General features: G+C 70.3%; 15 protein-coding genes. 10 read left to right on the forward strand and 5 right to left on the reverse strand.

The features are described from left to right. The first annotated feature begins 14 nt into the window (after positions 1–14). Positions 15–1,238, forward strand: coding sequence for a glutamine-hydrolyzing carbamoyl-phosphate synthase small subunit (carA, locus tag BM314_RS04505; RefSeq protein ID WP_091977106.1), 1,224 nt, complete (start codon positions 15–17; stop codon positions 1,236–1,238). 187 nt (positions 1,239–1,425) lie between these two features. After that, entirely contained in the window at positions 1,426–1,803 is a 378-nt protein-coding gene (locus BM314_RS04510; protein WP_020093535.1) for a hypothetical protein, read from the forward strand. Positions 1,804–1,836: 33 nt separating this feature from the next. On the opposite strand, the gene BM314_RS04515 is transcribed toward BM314_RS04510, so the two are convergent. Continuing rightward, positions 1,837–2,226: a pseudoazurin gene (locus BM314_RS04515; RefSeq protein WP_091977108.1), complete on the reverse strand. Its 390-nt coding sequence runs from the start codon at positions 2,224–2,226 to the stop codon at positions 1,837–1,839. Positions 2,227–2,579: 353 nt separating this feature from the next. On the opposite strand from BM314_RS04515, the gene carB reads away from it, so the two are divergent. The 7 genes from carB (at position 2,580) to BM314_RS04550 (ending at position 10,683) form a co-directional block, all read left to right on the forward strand. Beyond that, positions 2,580–6,053 carry a carbamoyl-phosphate synthase large subunit gene (gene carB, locus BM314_RS04520; RefSeq protein WP_091977110.1) on the forward strand — a complete coding sequence of 1,158 codons (3,474 nt, stop codon included), beginning with the start codon at positions 2,580–2,582 and terminating at the stop codon, positions 6,051–6,053. A 90-nt stretch (positions 6,054–6,143) separates the two neighbouring features. Further along, positions 6,144–6,620 (forward strand): transcription elongation factor GreA, encoded by a 477-nt coding sequence (greA, locus tag BM314_RS04525; RefSeq protein WP_170855149.1) that lies wholly within the window; start codon positions 6,144–6,146, stop codon positions 6,618–6,620. A gap of 4 nt (positions 6,621–6,624) precedes the next feature. Next, positions 6,625–7,125, forward strand: a complete 501-nt coding sequence (locus BM314_RS04530; protein ID WP_091977111.1) for a hypothetical protein — start codon at positions 6,625–6,627, stop codon at positions 7,123–7,125. A gap of 51 nt (positions 7,126–7,176) precedes the next feature. Continuing rightward, positions 7,177–8,226, forward strand: a complete 1,050-nt coding sequence (locus BM314_RS04535; protein WP_020093540.1) for a mitochondrial fission ELM1 family protein — start codon at positions 7,177–7,179, stop codon at positions 8,224–8,226. Positions 8,227–8,240: 14 nt separating this feature from the next. Continuing rightward, the gene (trxB, locus tag BM314_RS04540) at positions 8,241–9,221 is read left to right on the forward strand and encodes a thioredoxin-disulfide reductase (RefSeq protein ID WP_091977113.1); all 981 of its coding nucleotides are present in this window, start codon (positions 8,241–8,243) and stop codon (positions 9,219–9,221) included. Positions 9,222–9,490: 269 nt separating this feature from the next. Beyond that, positions 9,491–10,381: a LysR family transcriptional regulator gene (locus BM314_RS04545; RefSeq protein WP_012317569.1), complete on the forward strand. Its 891-nt coding sequence runs from the start codon at positions 9,491–9,493 to the stop codon at positions 10,379–10,381. 41 nt (positions 10,382–10,422) lie between these two features. Continuing rightward, positions 10,423–10,683, forward strand: a complete 261-nt coding sequence (locus tag BM314_RS04550; protein ID WP_056522408.1) for a YARHG domain-containing protein — start codon at positions 10,423–10,425, stop codon at positions 10,681–10,683. 97 nt (positions 10,684–10,780) lie between these two features. On the opposite strand, the gene msrP is transcribed toward BM314_RS04550, so the two are convergent. The 4 genes from msrP to BM314_RS04570 all read right to left on the reverse strand — a co-directional run bounded on the left by msrP (position 10,781) and on the right by BM314_RS04570 (position 16,036). After that, positions 10,781–11,734 (reverse strand): protein-methionine-sulfoxide reductase catalytic subunit MsrP, encoded by a 954-nt coding sequence (gene msrP / locus BM314_RS04555; protein WP_091977115.1) that lies wholly within the window; start codon positions 11,732–11,734, stop codon positions 10,781–10,783. A 161-nt stretch (positions 11,735–11,895) separates the two neighbouring features. Next, positions 11,896–13,641 (reverse strand): AMP-binding protein, encoded by a 1,746-nt coding sequence (locus BM314_RS04560; RefSeq protein WP_244539840.1) that lies wholly within the window; start codon positions 13,639–13,641, stop codon positions 11,896–11,898. Between the two features lie 99 nt (positions 13,642–13,740). Beyond that, positions 13,741–14,475, reverse strand: a complete 735-nt coding sequence (locus BM314_RS04565; RefSeq protein WP_091977118.1) for a hypothetical protein — start codon at positions 14,473–14,475, stop codon at positions 13,741–13,743. 49 nt (positions 14,476–14,524) lie between these two features. Continuing rightward, positions 14,525–16,036, reverse strand: coding sequence for a leucyl aminopeptidase (locus tag BM314_RS04570; RefSeq protein WP_091977119.1), 1,512 nt, complete (start codon positions 16,034–16,036; stop codon positions 14,525–14,527). A 184-nt stretch (positions 16,037–16,220) separates the two neighbouring features. On the opposite strand from BM314_RS04570, the gene lptF reads away from it, so the two are divergent. Next, a complete protein-coding gene (lptF, locus tag BM314_RS04575) occupies positions 16,221–17,381 on the forward strand; it encodes an LPS export ABC transporter permease LptF (RefSeq protein WP_020093547.1) in 1,161 nt (386 codons plus the stop codon).

The following is a 17,381-nucleotide window of genomic DNA, read 5'->3' on the forward strand; positions in this document are numbered from 1 at the left end:
GCGAGACTCAGCCCATGCTGCAAGACGCCGCCGCGCATGCCCCCGAGCCTCAGGCTCCCGAGCCCTGGGCCGAGCCCGTCGCGACGGCCCTGCTGGTGCTGGCCGACGGCACCATCCTGGAGGGATTCGGCATCGGCCAGACCGGCGTGGCCGACGGCGAGGTCTGCTTCAACACCGCGATGACCGGCTACCAGGAGATCCTGACGGACCCGTCCTATGCCGGCCAGATCGTCACCTTCACCTTCCCGCATATCGGCAACGTCGGCACCAACGACGAGGATCTGGAGAGCCTGGAGGCGGCACCGGCCTCGGGCGTCCGCGGCACCGTCATCGCTTCGGCGGTAACGAACCCGTCGAACTGGCGGTCCTCGTCGCATCTCGACGGGTGGCTCAGGGCGCGCGGCATCGTCGGCATCACGGGCGTCGACACCCGGGCGCTCACGGCCCGCATCCGCGACCAGGGCATGCCCAACGCCGTGATCGCCAACGATCCCCAGGGCAATTTCGACCGCGAGGCCCTCAAGGCCCGCGCGGCGGCCCTCGCGCCGATGGAGGGGCTGGACCTCGTTCCGCCGGTGACGAGCCGCGCGCCGTCGGAATGGTCCGAGACCGTCTGGGCGCTGGGCAACGGCTACGGCACGCGCGCACCCGGCGAGGGCCTCAGGGTCGTGGCCATCGATTACGGCGTGAAGCGCAACATCCTGCGCCTCCTCGCCCAGGCCGGCTGCGACGTCACCGTCGTGCCGGCCACCACGACGGCCGAGGAGATCCTGGCGCTGAAGCCGGACGGCGTGTTCCTGTCGAACGGCCCCGGCGACCCGGCCGCCACCGGCGCCTACGCGGTCCCGGTGATTCGCAAGCTCCTGGACGAGAAGGTGCCGACCTTCGGCATCTGCCTCGGCCACCAGCTGATGGGTCTGGCCCTCGGCGGCCGGACCGTGAAGATGGGCCAGGGCCACCACGGCGCGAACCACCCAGTGAAGGACAAGACCACCGGCAAGGTCGAGATCGTGTCGATGAACCACGGCTTCGCGGTGGACCCGGACAGCCTGCCGGAGACGGCCGTGGAGACCCACGTGTCGCTGTTCGACGGCTCGAATTGCGGCCTGACCCTCACCGACCGCCCGGCCTTCTCGGTGCAGCACCACCCGGAGGCCTCCCCCGGCCCGCGCGACAGCCACTACCTCTTCGAGCGCTTCGTGACGCTGATGCGCTCGGGTGAGCCCGAGCGCGCCTGACGCGTCGTCTTCGCGAGCGCGGCGGAGCCGCGACGCGCGGCCTTTCAGTCCTGCGTCCCGACCCCAATCGGGCCGCGGCGGGGCCATAAAATCCGCCAGATCGGACGGCTTAAGGGAGCCCACGACGGCCCCTGAACGGCGGCGCATCCGCGCCCGGCGACGGCGGCCCGTCGCAGGGGATTGCCGGATGACCATCGACGAGGCGCGCGACGATTTCTCCCGCCTGCACCGCAGCTTCACCTTCCATCTCGGCGTCGCCGCGGGCCTGTCCTGGCTGACCGCCCTCTACGCCGCCGTCTACGCCCCCTGGGTGCGCAACATCCGGGCGCTGATCGATCCGACCGGCGGCTTCGACCGCGTCGAGAGCACGGTGTCCTACCTCTTCGCCATGCCGGCGGTCCTCGCCCTGGCCTGGGTCTCGGTCTATTTCGGCCGCGAGGCCCTGCGCCGCGCGCAGACGCTCTCGAACGTCGCCGTGGAATTCGCGGCCGCCGCATTGGTGGCCTTCGGAGTGTTCTACCTCTCGATCGACCGGGCGGTCGCCGCGCTCCACGCCGGCTTCTGAGACGGATCGGGGCGGCCAGAGCCGCCCCGGCGCCTACTGGACCTTCTCGAACAGCGGCTCGAACCGCTTGGCGGCCAGCTTGTTCTGCGGCACCGCCCGGGCCGCCTCCAGATTGTCGGGCCTGTCGCCGACCTGGACGAGGCCGACCATCCCCATGATGTAGTGCGGCGAGCACTTGATGCCGTAGAGGCCGGCCTTGTCGAAGGTCACGGCCTCCTCCTTGCCGACCACCGTCTTGAACGGCGCCGCGCCCTCGGGCGCCATCCCCTTGATCAGCTCGGCATTGTGACCCTTGTCGGCCGGCACGAACCGCACCGTGTCGCCGGGCTGGATTTTCACGAAGGCCGGGTCGAAGACCATCATCCCGCCCGGACCGCTGTTCAAGGTCTTGATGGCGACCTCCGAAGCGTTCGCGCCCGTCATCGAGCCGATCAGAAGTATCGCGAAGATTGTCGCTAGCCTGGGCATTTTCAGTCTCGAACGATGATGATGTCGATCGGCGCGCTAGCCGATCCATCGGAGCTTAAGGTCCGGTGTCGATTTCCTGCAAGAAATCGATGAATTCTTGTGAGAATTTATAAATCCTCCAAATCGAAGGATCGATGCCGCATCCATGCGCCGGGCGCGCGGCCAGACTGCGCGGTTGTCCCGGCCTTCCAATGCGCCCGTCGCCCGTGTAAACGCGGGGCTCAACGACATTCCCGCCACGCGCGTCCGGGAGCAGGGCTCACTCGAGCCGTGCCCGATCGGGCGCGCTTGGCCTGAGAAGGCCCACGATGCCCAAACGCACCGACATCTCCTCGATCCTGATCATCGGTGCGGGTCCGATCATCATCGGACAGGCCTGCGAGTTCGATTATTCCGGCACCCAGGCCTGCAAGGCGCTCCGCGAGGAGGGCTACCGCATCGTCCTGGTGAACTCGAACCCCGCGACCATCATGACCGACCCGGACATGGCGGACGCGACCTACGTCGAGCCGATCACCCCGGAGATCGTCGCCAAGATCATCGAGAAGGAGCGCCCCGACGCGATCCTGCCCACGATGGGCGGCCAGACGGCGCTCAACTGCGCCCTGTCGCTGCAGAAGATGGGCGTGCTCGCGAAGTACGGCGTGCAGATGATCGGCGCCACCGCCGAGGCCATCGACAAGGCCGAGGACCGGAGCCTGTTCCGCGACGCCATGACCAAGATCGGGCTCGACACCCCGAAATCGGCGCTCGCCAACGCGTCCGCCGCCAAGAAGGCGGACCGTCAGGCCTATCTGGCCGAGATCGCCAGGATCGAGGCGGCGAACAGCGATCCGGCGGCGCGCCAGGCCGCGCTGGCGGCCTACGAGAAGAGCTGGGCCGCGGGTGAGACCGAGCGGCGCAAGCGCTACGGTGAGCACGCGATCGGGCAGGCGCTGATCGCGCTGGCCGAGGTCGGCCTGCCGGCGATCATCCGGCCGTCCTTCACCATGGGCGGCACCGGCGGCGGCATCGCGTACAACCGCGAGGAGTTCCTCGACATCGTCGAGCGCGGCATCGACGCGTCGCCGACCAACGAGGTGCTCATCGAGGAGAGTGTGCTCGGCTGGAAAGAGTACGAGATGGAGGTCGTCCGGGACCGGAACGACAACTGCATCATCGTCTGCTCCATCGAGAACATCGACCCGATGGGGGTCCACACGGGCGATTCGATCACCGTCGCGCCGGCGCTGACGCTCACCGACAAGGAGTACCAAGTGATGCGCGACGCATCGCTGGCGGTGCTCCGCGAGATCGGCGTCGAGACCGGCGGCTCGAACGTGCAGTTCGCGATCAACCCCGAGAACGGGCGCATGATCGTGATCGAGATGAACCCGCGCGTCTCGCGCTCCTCCGCGCTCGCCTCGAAGGCCACCGGATTCCCGATCGCCAAGGTCGCGGCCAAGCTCGCGGTCGGCTACACGCTGGACGAGATCGCCAACGACATCACCGGCGGCGCGACCCCGGCCTCGTTCGAGCCGACGATCGACTACGTCGTCACCAAGATCCCGCGCTTCGCCTTCGAGAAGTTCCCGGGCGCCGAGCCGACGCTCACCACCGCCATGAAGTCGGTGGGCGAGGCCATGGCGATCGGCCGCTGCTTCGCCGAATCGCTGCAGAAGGCCCTGCGCTCGCTCGAGACCGGCCTGACCGGCCTCGACGACATCGAGATCGAGGGGCTCGGCAAGGGCGACGACCACAACGCCATCAAGGCGGCGATCGGCACCCCGACCCCGGACCGGCTGCTCAAGGTCGCGCAGGCCCTGCGGCTCGGCGTCAGCCACGAGCAGGTCTACGCCTCCTGCAAGATCGACCCGTGGTTCCTCGAGCAGCTACAGGCGATCATCGACCTCGAGAACCGCGTGAAGGCCCACGGCCTGCCGAAGACGGCCGGTGCCTTCCGCCAGCTCAAGGCCGCCGGCTTCTCGGATGCCCGCCTCGCGGTGCTGGCCAGGACCGACGAGGCCGCCGTCAGCGCGGCCCGGCGCGCGCTGGCGGTGCGCCCGGTCTACAAGCGGATCGACACCTGCGCGGCCGAGTTCAAGTCGCCCACCGCCTACATGTACTCGACCTACGTGGCGCCGTTCGCGGGCGCGGTCGTGGACGAGGCGGAGCCCTCGGATCGCAAGAAGGTCGTGATCCTCGGCGGCGGCCCGAACCGGATCGGCCAGGGCATCGAGTTCGATTATTGCTGCTGCCACGCCTGCTTCGCGCTGTCGGACGCCGGCTACGAGACCATCATGGTCAACTGCAACCCGGAGACGGTCTCGACCGACTACGACACCTCGGACCGGCTCTACTTCGAGCCGCTGACCGCCGAGGACGTGCTGGAGATCATCGAGACCGAGCGACAGGCCGGCACCCTGCACGGCGTGATCGTGCAGTTCGGCGGCCAGACCCCGCTGAAGCTCGCCCGCGCCCTCGAGGCCGCCGGCGTGCCGATCCTCGGCACCTCGCCCGACGCGATCGACCTCGCCGAGGACCGGGACCAGTTCAAGCGGCTCCTCGACAAGCTCGCGATGAAGCAGCCGAAGAACGGCATCGCCTACTCGGTCGAGCAGAGCCGGCTGGTGGCCGAGACGCTCGGCCTGCCCTTCGTGGTCCGCCCGAGCTACGTGCTCGGCGGCCGCGCCATGGCGATCATCCGCGACGAGACGCAGTTCGCCGACTACCTGCTCGACACGCTGCCGAGCCTGATCCCCTCCGAGGTGAAGGCCCGCTACCCGAACGACAAGACCGGCCAGATCAACACGGTGCTGGGCAAGAACCCGCTCCTGTTCGACCGCTACCTGTCGGACGCGGTCGAGGTCGATGTCGACGCGGTCTGCGACGGCAAGGACGTGTTCATCGCCGGCATCATGGAGCACATCGAGGAGGCCGGCATCCATTCCGGCGATTCGGCCTGCTCCCTGCCGCCGCGCTCGCTCTCGCCCGAGATCGTGGACGAGCTGGAGCGGCAGACCAAGGCCATGGCGCTGGCGCTCAACGTCGTCGGCTTGATGAACGTGCAGTACGCCATCAAGGACGGCACGATCTACGTGCTGGAGGTGAACCCCCGCGCCTCGCGCACGGTGCCGTTCGTCGCCAAGGTCATCGGCGAGCCGATCGCCAAGATCGCGGCCCGGATCATGGCGGGCGAGCCGCTCGCGACCTTCGGCCTGAAGCCCAAGACCCTGCCGCACATCGCCGTCAAGGAAGCGGTCTTCCCCTTCGCCCGCTTCCCCGGCGTCGACGTGCTGCTCGGACCGGAGATGCGCTCCACCGGCGAGGTGATCGGGCTCGACGCCAGCTTCGGCGTGGCCTTCGCCAAGAGCCAGCTCGGCTCGGGCACCCAGGTGCCGAAGGCGGGCGCCGTCTTCGTCTCGGTGCGGGATGCCGACAAGGCCCGCATCCTGCCGACCATGAAGCTCCTGTCCGATCTCGGCTTCACCATCCTGGCGACCGGCGGCACGCAGCGCTACCTCGCGGAGAACGGCGTTCCGGCAGAGCGGATCAACAAGGTTCTGGAGGGCCGGCCGCACGTGGTCGACGCGATCAAGAACGGCGGGATCCACCTCGTCCTGAACACCACCGAGGGGGCCGGCGCCCTCTCGGACTCGCGCTCGCTCCGGCGCGCGGCCCTCTTGCATAAGGTGCCGTATTACACCACTCTAGCCGGCGCGATGGCCGCGGCCGAGGGGATCAAGGCCTATCTAGAAGGCGATCTCAAGGTCCGCGCGTTGCAGGAATACTTCGCGGCCTGAACCTCAGGGTTCCGCTGACTTCATTTCATGGCCCGGGGAGAGTGCTGCACTCTCGGCCGGGCCTCTTCATTGTGGCGCGAGACGATGGCGATAGACAAGGTTCCGATCACGGTGCGCGGGCTGGCAGCCCTCGAAGAGGAGCTGAAGCACCGCCAGCAGGTGGAGCGCCAGCGCATCATCCAGGCGATCGCGGAGGCCCGCGCGCTCGGCGACCTGTCGGAGAACGCCGAGTACCACGCCGCCAAGGAGGCGCAGTCCCACAACGAGGGCCGCGTCCTCGAACTGGAGAGCATGATCGCGCGGGCCGAAGTGATCGACGTCACGAAGCTCTCGGGTGACAGGATCAAGTTCGGCGCCACCGTGAAGCTCGTCGACGAGGACACGGAGGAGGAGAAGACCTACCAGATCGTGGGAGAGCCGGAGGCCGACGTGCGCTCGGGCCGAGTCTCGATCACCTCGCCGATCGCCCGCGCGCTGATCGGCAAGGGCGTCGGCGACACGGTGGAGGTCACCACGCCGGGCGGCGGCAAGTCCTACGAGGTCGTCGCCGTCCAGTACGGCGGCTGAGCCGATGCGCCCGCGTTCGTGGGGCCGGCTCGCCGGCCTGCTCCTCGGTGCCGTCGCGGGGTCCGCGACGGCGAGCGAGTTCCCGCCGACCCCGGTCTTCTCCGACGTCCGGGTCGACGTGCGGCCGCTTTTGAACAAGGGCGCCGGGCTGCAGGCCGAGGCGCTGGCCGGCGACCTGACCGAGGCGCTGCGGAAGAACTTCGCCGGTCGGATCGGCGGCCGCGGGCCGCGCCTCGTCGTGGTCGTGACGAGCCTGTCGCTCCGGCCCTATGTCGGCAGCGGTTCCCTGCGCGGCCTGGGCGGCAATTTCGAGACCGACTACATGGAGGGCGAGGCGCTGCTCGTCGGGCCCAAGGGGCAGGTGCTCGGGCGCTACCCGCAGATGACCGCGACGCCGTCGAGCTACGGCGGCGCGTGGTACGATCCGCAATTCGAGCAGCGCCGGCTCGCCGCCATCGCCGACATCTACGCCCAGTGGCTCGCCCGCGACCTGCCGCGGGATTAGAAGGCGGCCGCCGGCCCCAGTCGGCAGCGTGGGGCGTATCCGGTGAGGAGCATGGCAAGCATCGACGTGTCGGAGGCGCAGAGCGCGCCGGTCAGCAATTCGGACCCACGGCGCGAGCGCCTGCCCGAGCTCGCCCGCGCCCGCGCCTGGATCGTCACGGACGGCAAGGCCGGCGACGAGAACCAGTGCGTCGGCATCGCCGAGACCCTGGGTCTCGACTTCGAGATCCGGAAGGTGCCGGCCTCAGGACCATTCGGCTGGATGGCGCCCTGGGGGCCGATCGACCCGCGCGAGGGCCCGCGCCGCCGCGCCGGAGCCCTGTCGGGCCCCTACCCCGACATCCTGATCGCCTCCGGCCGCCGGTCGGTCCCGTACCTGCGGACCGTGCGGCGCGCGACCGGCGGCCGGACCTTCACGGCCTTCCTGAAGGATCCGCGGACCGGCGCCGACAGCGCCGACTTCATCTGGGTGCCGGATTACGACGATCTGCGCGGTCCCAACGTCTTCACCACGCTCACGGCGCCGCACCTCGTCACCGCGGCGCGCCTGGCCGCGGCCCGGGCCCGGCCGGATCCGCGGCTCGCGCGCCTCGACGGCCCGCGGGTGGCGGTGCTGGTCGGCGGCGACAGCCGTCACCTGAGCTACCGCAAGACCGACATGAACCGCCTCGTGGAGGATCTGCGCGGGCTGGCCGCGCAGGGCTGCCGGCTGATGGTGACGATCTCCCGCCGGACGCCGAACCCGCTCCGCGACGCCGTGAAGGTGCTCGCCGCCGAGACCGGGGGGTTCCTCTGGGACGGGAGCGGCGACAACCCCTACGTGGCCATGCTGGCGCTCGCCGAGGCGATCGTCGTGACCTCCGACTCGGCCAACATGGTGAGCGAGGCGGTGTCCACCGGCGCGCCGGTCCTGCTGTTCGACCTGCCGCGTACCTATATCCGGCATCGGCGCATGTTCGCCGGGCTGGCGATCGCCGGGGCGCTGCGACCGTTCACCGGTCAGTTGGCAGATCTGACGTACAAGCCGATCGATGCGACTCCGGTGATCGCCCGGGCGCTCGCCGACGCCTATGCCGCGCGCCGCGCGGCCGGACCGGCCTGAGGAGACCGAGACAGATGGCCCACACCCACGCCAAGCTCGTCATCATCGGCTCGGGACCCGCCGGCTACACGGCGGCGATCTACGCCGCCCGCGCCATGGTCGAGCCGCTGCTGATCTCCGGCTTCCAGCCGGGCGGCCAGCTCATGATCACCACCGATGTCGAGAACTACCCGGGCTTCGCCGAGGCCATCCAGGGCCCCTGGCTGATGGAGCAGATGCGCCTCCAGGCCGAGCACGTCGGTACCCGGATCGTCTCGGAATACATCACGAAGGTCGATCTCAAGCAGCGGCCGTTCCGCCTCGAGGCCGATTCCGGCGAGACCTACTCGAGCGACGCCCTGGTCATCGCCACCGGGGCGCAGGCCAAGTGGCTCGGCATCCCGTCCGAGGCGGCGTTCCAGGGCGGCGGCGTCTCGGCCTGCGCGACCTGCGACGGTTTCTTCTTCCGCGGCAAGGACGTCGTGGTGGTCGGCGGCGGCAACACCGCGGTCGAGGAGGCCCTGTACCTCGCCAACATCGCCAGCAAGGTGACGGTGGTCCACCGCCGCGACAGCTTCCGCGCCGAGCGGATCCTTCAGGAGCGCCTGTTCAAGCACCCGAACGTCGAGGTGCTGTGGCACCGCGAGATCGCCGAGATCTGCGGCGTGCAGAAGCCGGCACCGAACGTGACGCACGTCCGTCTCAAGGATCCGCGCTCGGGCGAGATCAGCGAGGTGAAGGCCGACGGCGTGTTCGTGGCGATCGGCCATCAGCCGGCGACCGCCATCTTCGAGGGGCAGCTGCCCATGCGCCACGGCGGCTATCTCACCGTGAAGCCCGGCACGACCGAGACCGAGATCCCGGGCGTGTTCGCCGCCGGCGACGTCACTGACGACGTCTACCGCCAAGCGATCACCGCCGCCGGCATGGGCTGCATGGCGGCTCTGGAGGCGGAGAAGTTCCTGGCCAATCTCGAGATCGGCGAGAGCCCGGTCCAGGCCGCCGCGGCGGAATGACGGCCGGACGGGCCTCCGCACCTCCCGCGCGAAGCCGTCAGGCCCCGCATTTCAACAAGTTCGCGCTGCTTATGCTTGCGCAGGACCATGCACCGTGTGCATAGGAGTGCTGACTGCGCCGGGATGCACCGATTGCATGCCCGCGCGGTGTCGGGAGCGGCCATCCGCACGCGGCACCGCGCAGTTCGCCCGGTGATCTGCCCGCCGCTTCGCGCCCCTTCTCCACCCCGGGCGCGACCCGCGGGCGCGCGCTGGTAGGGGTTCTCGCCTTGGACTGGGACAAGATCCGGATCTTCCTCAACGTCGCGGAGGCGGGGAGCTTCACCAAGGCGGGTGACGATATCGGGCTCAGCCAATCGGCGGTCAGCCGCCAGATCAGCGCCCTGGAGCGCGAGCTCAAGGCGCCGCTCTTCCATCGCCACGCCCGCGGCCTCCTGCTCACCGAGCAGGGCGACCTGCTGTTCCGCGCCGCGCGGGACATGAAGCTGCGCCTGGAGAATACCCGGGCGCGCCTCGTCGAGACCTCCGAGCGGCCGACCGGCGACCTCAAGGTCACCACCACGGTCGGCCTCGGCACGTCCTGGCTGTCGCAGCGGGTCGGCGAGTTCCTGGACCTCTACCCGGACGTGCGCATCGAGCTGATCCTCACCAACGAGGAGCTCGATCTGGCCATGCGCGAGGCCGACGTGGCGATCCGCATGCGCCGCCCGGCGCAGCCGGACCTGATCCAGCGGCGGCTGTTCACCGTGCACTACCACGCCTTCGCCAGCCCGGATTACGTGAAGCGGTTCGGCGAGCCCAAGACCATCGAGGAGCTCGACGACCACCGCCTCGTCTCCTTCGGCGGCAACGAGCCCTCGTACCTGCTGGCCGCCCACTGGCTCGCCGATGCGGGCCGCGAGGGCCGCGAGCGGCGCCAGGTCCACCTGACGGTGAACAATATCGGCGCCCTGCAGCGCGCCATGGAGGCCGGCGCCGGCATCGGCATCTTGCCCGATTACGCGGTGGATGGCGGCCAGCAGCTCGTGCAGGTGCTACGCGAGACCGAGATGCCGAGCCTGGAGAGCTACCTCGTCTACGCCGAGGAGATGCGCTCGGTCGCCCGGGTGCAGGCGTTCCGCGACTTCCTCGTCTCGAAGGCGCAGCGCTGGACCTACTGAGCATCCGATGGTTGGATCCGGCTCCTCACGGAGACGATTCGATGCGCGCTGCTCTCTACGCTCTGATCCTCGTCGCGGGCTCCACCGGCGCGATGGCGGATGACTGCGCGGAAGCTTGGTACCAACGCAACCTGATCTACAAGCAGGCGGGCTACTGCTTCAGCACGCCGCGGGCGATCCGGACCTTCGGCAACGCCGATTGCCGGTACGACGCCATGGATCGCGTGCCGCTCTCGCGTCAGGAGCAGGCGACGGTGGCGGATCTGCAGGCCTTCGAGCGGGCCCATGCCTGCCCGCGCTAGGCCGCGGACCGTCGACCGCGTCGGCCGGGCAGCGTAGGAGCCGCGTCGTCGCTGCGGAAGCCGCGTCAGCATCAGCGCGGCTCCGGCAGGCCCGTGCTCACACGAACAGGCGCTCGCCCTCGAGCCCCTTGTAGAGGCCGGCGACCTGCTCGCCGTAGCCGTTGTAGATCAGCGTCGGTACGCGCTGATCGGTGCCGAGGACGCGCTCGGTCGCCTGGCTCCAGCGCGGGTGCGGCACGGCCGGGTTCACGTTGGCCCAGAAGCCGTACTCCGAGGCCTGCAGACCCTCCCAGAAGGTCTTCGGCCGGTCGGCCGTGAACGAGATCTTCACCAGCGACTTGGCCGACTTGAACCCGTACTTCCACGGCACCGCGACGCGGATCGGCGCCCCGAACTGGTTGGGCAGCGGCTTGCCGTAGATCCCCGTGACCATGAAGGCGAGGTCGTTCCCGGCCTCAGCCAGGGTCAGGCCCTCCGTGTAGGGCCAGGGATAGAAGAACGCCCGCTGGCCGGGCGCCATCGCCTTGTCCATGAAAGTCTCGAAGCGGATGTACTTCGCGCCGGAGGCGGGCTTGGCCAGCGCCACGAGCTTCGCCAGCGGGAATCCGGTCCAGGGCACCGCCATCGACCACGCCTCGACGCAGCGGTGACGGTAGAGACGCTCCTCCAGGCCGACCTTCCGGATCAGGTCGTCGACGCCGATCTCGAACGGCTTCTCGACGAGCCCGTCGATCTTCAGGGTCCAGGGCTGCGTCTTGAGGGCGTTGGCCGCCGGCAGCACCGTCTTCGACGTGCCGAACTCGTAGAAATTGTTGTAGTCGGCGCTGAAGCGCTCCGGGGTCAGGGGGCGGTCGAGCGTGTAGGCGGGGTTCTGCGGCGCCGGGTAGAGCGGCTGGTCGCCCGCCGCCGCGAGGGCCGCGCGCCCACCCAGGAGCGAGCCGGCCGCGAGCCCGGCCGCGCCGCCGATCAGGGCCCGCCGATTGAGGAAGACGGCCTCCGGCGTCGCCAGATGCTCCGGAATCTCCCAACTGCGCCTGCGCTTGATCAACATGGCCGTCTCCTCGGATCTCCTGCCTACACAACCCACAGATCGGCCGCGGCCGACAGGGGCGCAAGCGCCGCAGCCTCACCTTTCGGCGAACGGCGCGCAGGAGTTACGCCGCCCGTGAGCGGCACCGGGACGCAGGCCGTCTTCCGACGCGCGGACGACGCTCAGGCTGGCGGCGTCTCGTCGCGCAGCATCCGCCGCAGCACCTTGCCGACATTGGTCTTCGGCAGGGTCTCGTGGAGCACCACGCGGCGGGGAACCTTGTAGCCGGTGAGCTGTGTGCGGGCATGCGCCCGCAGGATATCGGTGGAGACCGACGGGTCCTTCAGGACCACGTGGGCCACCACCATCTCGCCCGTCTCCTCGCTCGGCGCGCCGACCACCGCGCATTCGAGCACGGCCGGGTGGGCCGCCAGCACGTCCTCGACCTCGTTCGGATAGACGTTGAAGCCGGAGACGAGGATCATGTCCTTCATCCGGTCGACGATCCGGACCTGGCCGTCCGCCTGCAGGATCGCGACGTCGCCCGTCCGGAAGAACCCGTCCGCGGTCATCGCCCGCGCGGTCTCCTCCGGCCGATTCCAGTAGCCGCGCATCACCTGCGGGCCGCGCACGCAGATCTCGCCTGGCTGCCCGGCCGGGAGGGGCTCGCCGGAGACGGCGCGGATCGAGACCTCCGTGGAGGGCAGCGGGTAGCCGATCGTGCCGGAGAAGTCGCGCATGCCCCGCGGGTTGACGCACACGACCGGCGAGGTCTCCGACAGGCCGTAGCCCTCGATGATCGTGTTGCCGGTCAGGGCCTTCCAGCGCTCGGCCACCGCCCGCTGGACGGCCGTGCCGCCGCCGACCACGAAGTCGAGGTGGGCGAAATCCACCGTGCCGATCTTCGGATGGTTGATCAGGACGTTGAACAGCGTGTTCACGCCCATCAGGTGGGTGAAGCGCGTGCGGCTCAGGGTCTTGACCATGCCGTCGCAGTCGCGCGGATTGGGGATCAGCAGGCAGGAGCCGCCGCTGCGCATGAACTGGAAGAAGCACGCGGTGAGCGCGAAGATGTGGTAGAGCGGCAGCGCCGTGACCACGCAGCGCGCGACGCTCGGATCCTTCGAGTTGAACCAGCGTTGCGACTGCTCGACGTTCGCCATGATGTTGCGGTGGCTCAGCATCGCCGCCTTGGCGATGCCGGTGGTGCCCCCGGTATATTGCAGGAAGGCGAGGTCCTCCGGGTCGACCGCGGCGGACGCGCGCGGCATCGTCCGGCCCTGGCGGAGCACGGTGGCGAACGGGATTGCCAGCCCTTCCGGCAGGCGGAACGGCGGCACCGCCTTGCGGACGTGCCGGCTCGCGAGGTTGATCACCCGCCCCTTCAGCCCCAGCCCGTCGCCCGGACCCACGAGGACGACCCGCTCCAGGGCCACGTCCGGCAGCGCCGCCGCGATGGTGGCGCCGAAATTCTCTAGAACGATCAGGATCCGCGCGCCGGAATCGTTGATCTGCTGCACGCATTCCCGGGGCGTGTAGAGCGGGTTGGTGTTGACCACCGTTCCCCCCGCCAGGAGGACGCCGAAGATCGCCACGGCGTAGGCGGGGACGTTCGGCAGCATGATCGCCACGCGGTCGCCCTTCGCCAGACCCTGTCCGCGCAGCCAGGCCGCGAGGTCGCGCGCCTGCTGGCCGAGGGTCGCGTAGGTCATGGTCGAGCCGAAGCACAGCATCGCCGGCCGGCTTGCGAAGGCGGTCACGCTGGTCTCGAACAGGTCGACCAAGGTCCCGAGGCCCGCGACGTCGATCTCCGCCGGGACACCGGGCGGATAGAAGGGCAGCCAGGGCCGGTCGGAGGCCCCGTGGCCCGGCATCGCTCCGGCCGTGGCGGCTCGAGCGCCGTGCTCCATCACGTTCGCCTCATGCATCGCGATGCCTCCCGCGGGCCCGACTCTCGGGGGCCGAGTCCCGCAACGCCTGTCGCGCGGACTCTGCGGGAACGGAGGCCGGCCCGCAAGGCAGGGGGGTCAGAGGGCTGGACGATGCCGGCGCAATGTCGCCAGCACGGTGTGGGGCAGGGCCGCCGCGATCAGCAGGCCGGCGGCGAGCGCGGCCTCCTCCGGCCGCATCGCACGCCGCGGCCAGGGGCCGACGCCCAGGTCGCCGGCGAGGCCGATCAGGATCGCGCCGAGCCACAGGGTCAGGAAGGCGAGCGCGCCGTAGCCGACCCGGCGCAGCCGCGGCCGCAGGGGCCGGTTGGCCGCGATCGCGAACAGGCCGAGGACGCCGCCGAACGTCAGCGCGCCCACGGCGGCGCCGAGCCCGTAGGCCAGCCACAGGGGCTGGTGGGTGAGGAAGGCCATGCCCCCGGTGGCGAAGGCGCCGCGCAGGACGAGCCCGCCGAAGGTCGGGTAGAGCCCGGCGGCGAGGAGCGCGGCCGCGCCCGCCAGTCCGAACACGATCCGGCGCGGCGCGGAGCCCGGGCCCGGGCCCGTCACCACCCGCGCGAGGTGGCCGAGCCCGTAGACCAGCGCGAAGGCGAAGAGCGGGTAGCGGGCGATGAAGTAGCCGAAGATCCAGGGCTCGAGGGCCTCCGGCACGGCGTCGCGCTGGCTCAGGCCGGTCGCCGCGACGAGAGCCAGGGCGGCCAGCATGGCGAGGATCGGCCCCGCCGCTGCCAGAAGACCGCCGGACCGGCCTCCGGACGTCCCGGCGCCCGGGGGGCCGACCCGGTCGAGCGCCGCGTTGGCGTGTGCGGCCATGTTGGGATCACCCGGAGAGGCGCGCGGGGTCGGGACCGCCGCGGCAGCCTCAGCGGGCCTCGTAATGGTCGCGGATCAGCCGGTCGAGGAGGCGCACGCCCCAGCCCGCGCCCCAGCTGCGGTTGATCTCGCTGGCATTCGACGACATCGCGACGCCGGCGATGTCGAGATGCGCCCACGGCACGTCCTCGACGTAGCGCTTGATGAACGAGGCTGCGGTGGCGGCGCCGCCGTGGCGGCCGCCGGTGTTCTTCATGTCGGCGAACTTGGAATCGATCGCCTTGTCGTAGGCGGGGATCAGCGGCATCCGCCACACCTTCTCGCCGGTCGCCTCGCCGGCGGCGTGGATGTTGCCCGCCAGCGTGTCGTCGTTCGAGAACATGCCGGCGATGTCCTGGCCCAGCGCCACGATGATCGCGCCGGTCAGCGTCGCGAGGTCGACGATCGCCTTGGGCTTGGTGCTGCGGATGACGTGGGTGATCACGTCGGCCAGCACCAGCCGGCCCTCGGCGTCGGTGTTGATCACCTCGATGGTCTGGCCCGACATGGAGGTCAGGATGTCGGACGGGCGGTACGAGCCGCCGTCCGGCATGTTCTCCACGATGCCGATGGCGCCGACCACGTTGCAGCGCGCCTTGCGGGCGGCGAGCGCGTGGAGCGCGCCGACGACGGCGGCGGCGCCGCCCATGTCGCCCTTCATGTCCTCCATGCCGCCGCCCGGCTTGATCGAGACGCCGCCGGAATCGAACACGACGCCCTTGCCGATGAGGGCCACGGGCGCCTCGGCCGCGGGGCCGCCGTTCCAGCGCATGATCACGATCCGCGGCTCGCGGGCCGAGCCCTGCGCCACCGCGAGCAGCGCGCCCATGCCGAGTTCCTGCATCCGGGCCGGCTCCAGCACCTCGATCTCGACGCCGAGCTTGGCGAGTTCCGAGGCGCGGCGGGCGAACTCAGCCGGGAAGAGCACGTTCGGCGGCTCGTTCACGAGGTCGCGGGCCAGGACCACGCCGTCGGACAGGCTCTTGGCGCCCTCGCCCTCGCGGGCGGCCGCGCCGTGATCGGCGAGCAGCAGGGTCAGCGCGGTGACGGTCTTGTCGTCGGCGTCGGGCTTCTTCTTGGTCTTGTAGCGGTCGAACGCGTAGGTCCGCAGGCGCGCGCCGAGAGCGAACTCGCCGGCCTGCGCCGCCGTGACCGTCGCGCCCGGCCAGTCGAGCACGACCCGGGCGGTCCGTCCCGCCACCTTGCCGGCGGTGAAGCCGCCGAGCGCCGGCCAGTCGGTCTTGGCCCGGTCCTTCTCCGAGCCCAGGCCCACGACCACGAGGCGGTCGGCACCGACGCCCGCCGGGGCCGGCAGGGACAGGGCGCTGAGCGAGCGGCCCTTGAACTTCTCGGAGGCCGCGGCGCGCGCCACGAGATCCGCCCCGGAGGCGCCCAGCGCCTCGCGGGCGGCCGACCCGAGCGACAGGTCGTCGCCGACGAAGACCACGAGATCGCCGGATCCGCCGGGGCCCTGGCCGCTCTGCTCCAGGGGACCGAAACCGACCTCGATACCGTCCGCCATACCCGTCGCCCTGCCCGTTATTCCGGAGCCGTACTACGCACCCGCGCGCCGAGGCGCGGGCGATCCGCCCTGTGTAGCCGCTGAGACGGAGAACGCAACGCGGCGTGACAGCCCTGGAATCGCCCCTTTTGTCGGGTCCCTGCCGCCTCGAGGGCGCGAGAGGACGAGCGGGACTGCCGGGCCGATGAGGCAGATCGAGCGCTACATCTTTCGGATCGCCCTGGGCGCCACCCTCGCCTGCCTGATCGGGCTGACGGGCACCATCTGGCTGACGCAGGCCCTGCGCGAGCTCGATCTCGTGACCGCCAAGGGCCAGACGCTGCTGGTCTTCCTCTTCGTAACCGGCCTGTCGCTGCCGACCCTCGTCGTCGTCATAGCCCCCGTGGCGCTGTTCATCGGCACGATCTACGCGCTCAACAAGCTGAACGGCGATTCCGAGCTGATCGTCATGTCGGCGGCCGGGATGCCGCCGCGCTCGCTGCTGCGGCCCTTCCTCACCCTGGCGCTGTTCGTCAGCTTCCTGGTGGGATTCCTGGTCGTGGTGGTCATGCCCGCGAGCTTCCAGGAACTGCGCGACGTGATCACCCGGGTGCGCGGCGACTTCATCGCGAACGTCGTCAAGGAAGGGCAGTTCACCCAGCTCGACAACGGCATCACCTTCCACTTCCGCGAGCGCGGGCCGGGCGGCACCCTCAAGGGGCTGTTCATCCAGGACCGGCGCGAGGCCGGAAAGACCAAGGTCTACCTCGCCGAGCGCGGCAACGCGGTGGACGTCGACGGCCAGAGCTACCTGATCCTGGAGAACGGCAGCGTCCACCAGCAGCAGAAGGACTCCCGCGATTCCTCGATCCTGACCTTCGAGCGCTACACGATCGACCTCGCGGCCTTCGCGCCCCCGGATTCCGACACGATCTACAAGCCGCGCGAGCGCTCGACGGCGCAGCTCCTGTTCCCCGACACGACGGAGGGCTACTACAAGCTGCAGAAGGGCCGGTTCCGGGCCGAGCTGCACGACCGGCTCTCCGCCTGCCTCTACCCGCTGGCCCTGGTCTTCATCGCCTTCGCGGCTCTGGGCGATCCCCGCACGACCCGGCAGGGGCGCGGCGTCGCGATCGCCGGCGCGATCGTCGCCGTCGTGGCGCTGCGCATCGGCGGCTTCGCGGCGGTCAGCGCCGCCGCGCGCAGCCCCGCCGCGGTCCTGGCGGTCTACGGCGTGCCGCTGCTGGCGATCCTCCTGTCGAGCCTCCTCATCTTCTACGGGCCCCGGGTGCGCGCCTTCAACGCCGCCCTGGCCCGCGCCGTCCGCGGCCGGTTCCGCGGCCCGCGCCTCGCGCCGGCGGCCTAG

The organism is Methylobacterium sp. 13MFTsu3.1M2, from assembly GCF_900112625.1.
Classification (GTDB): Bacteria; Pseudomonadota; Alphaproteobacteria; order Rhizobiales; family Beijerinckiaceae; genus Methylobacterium.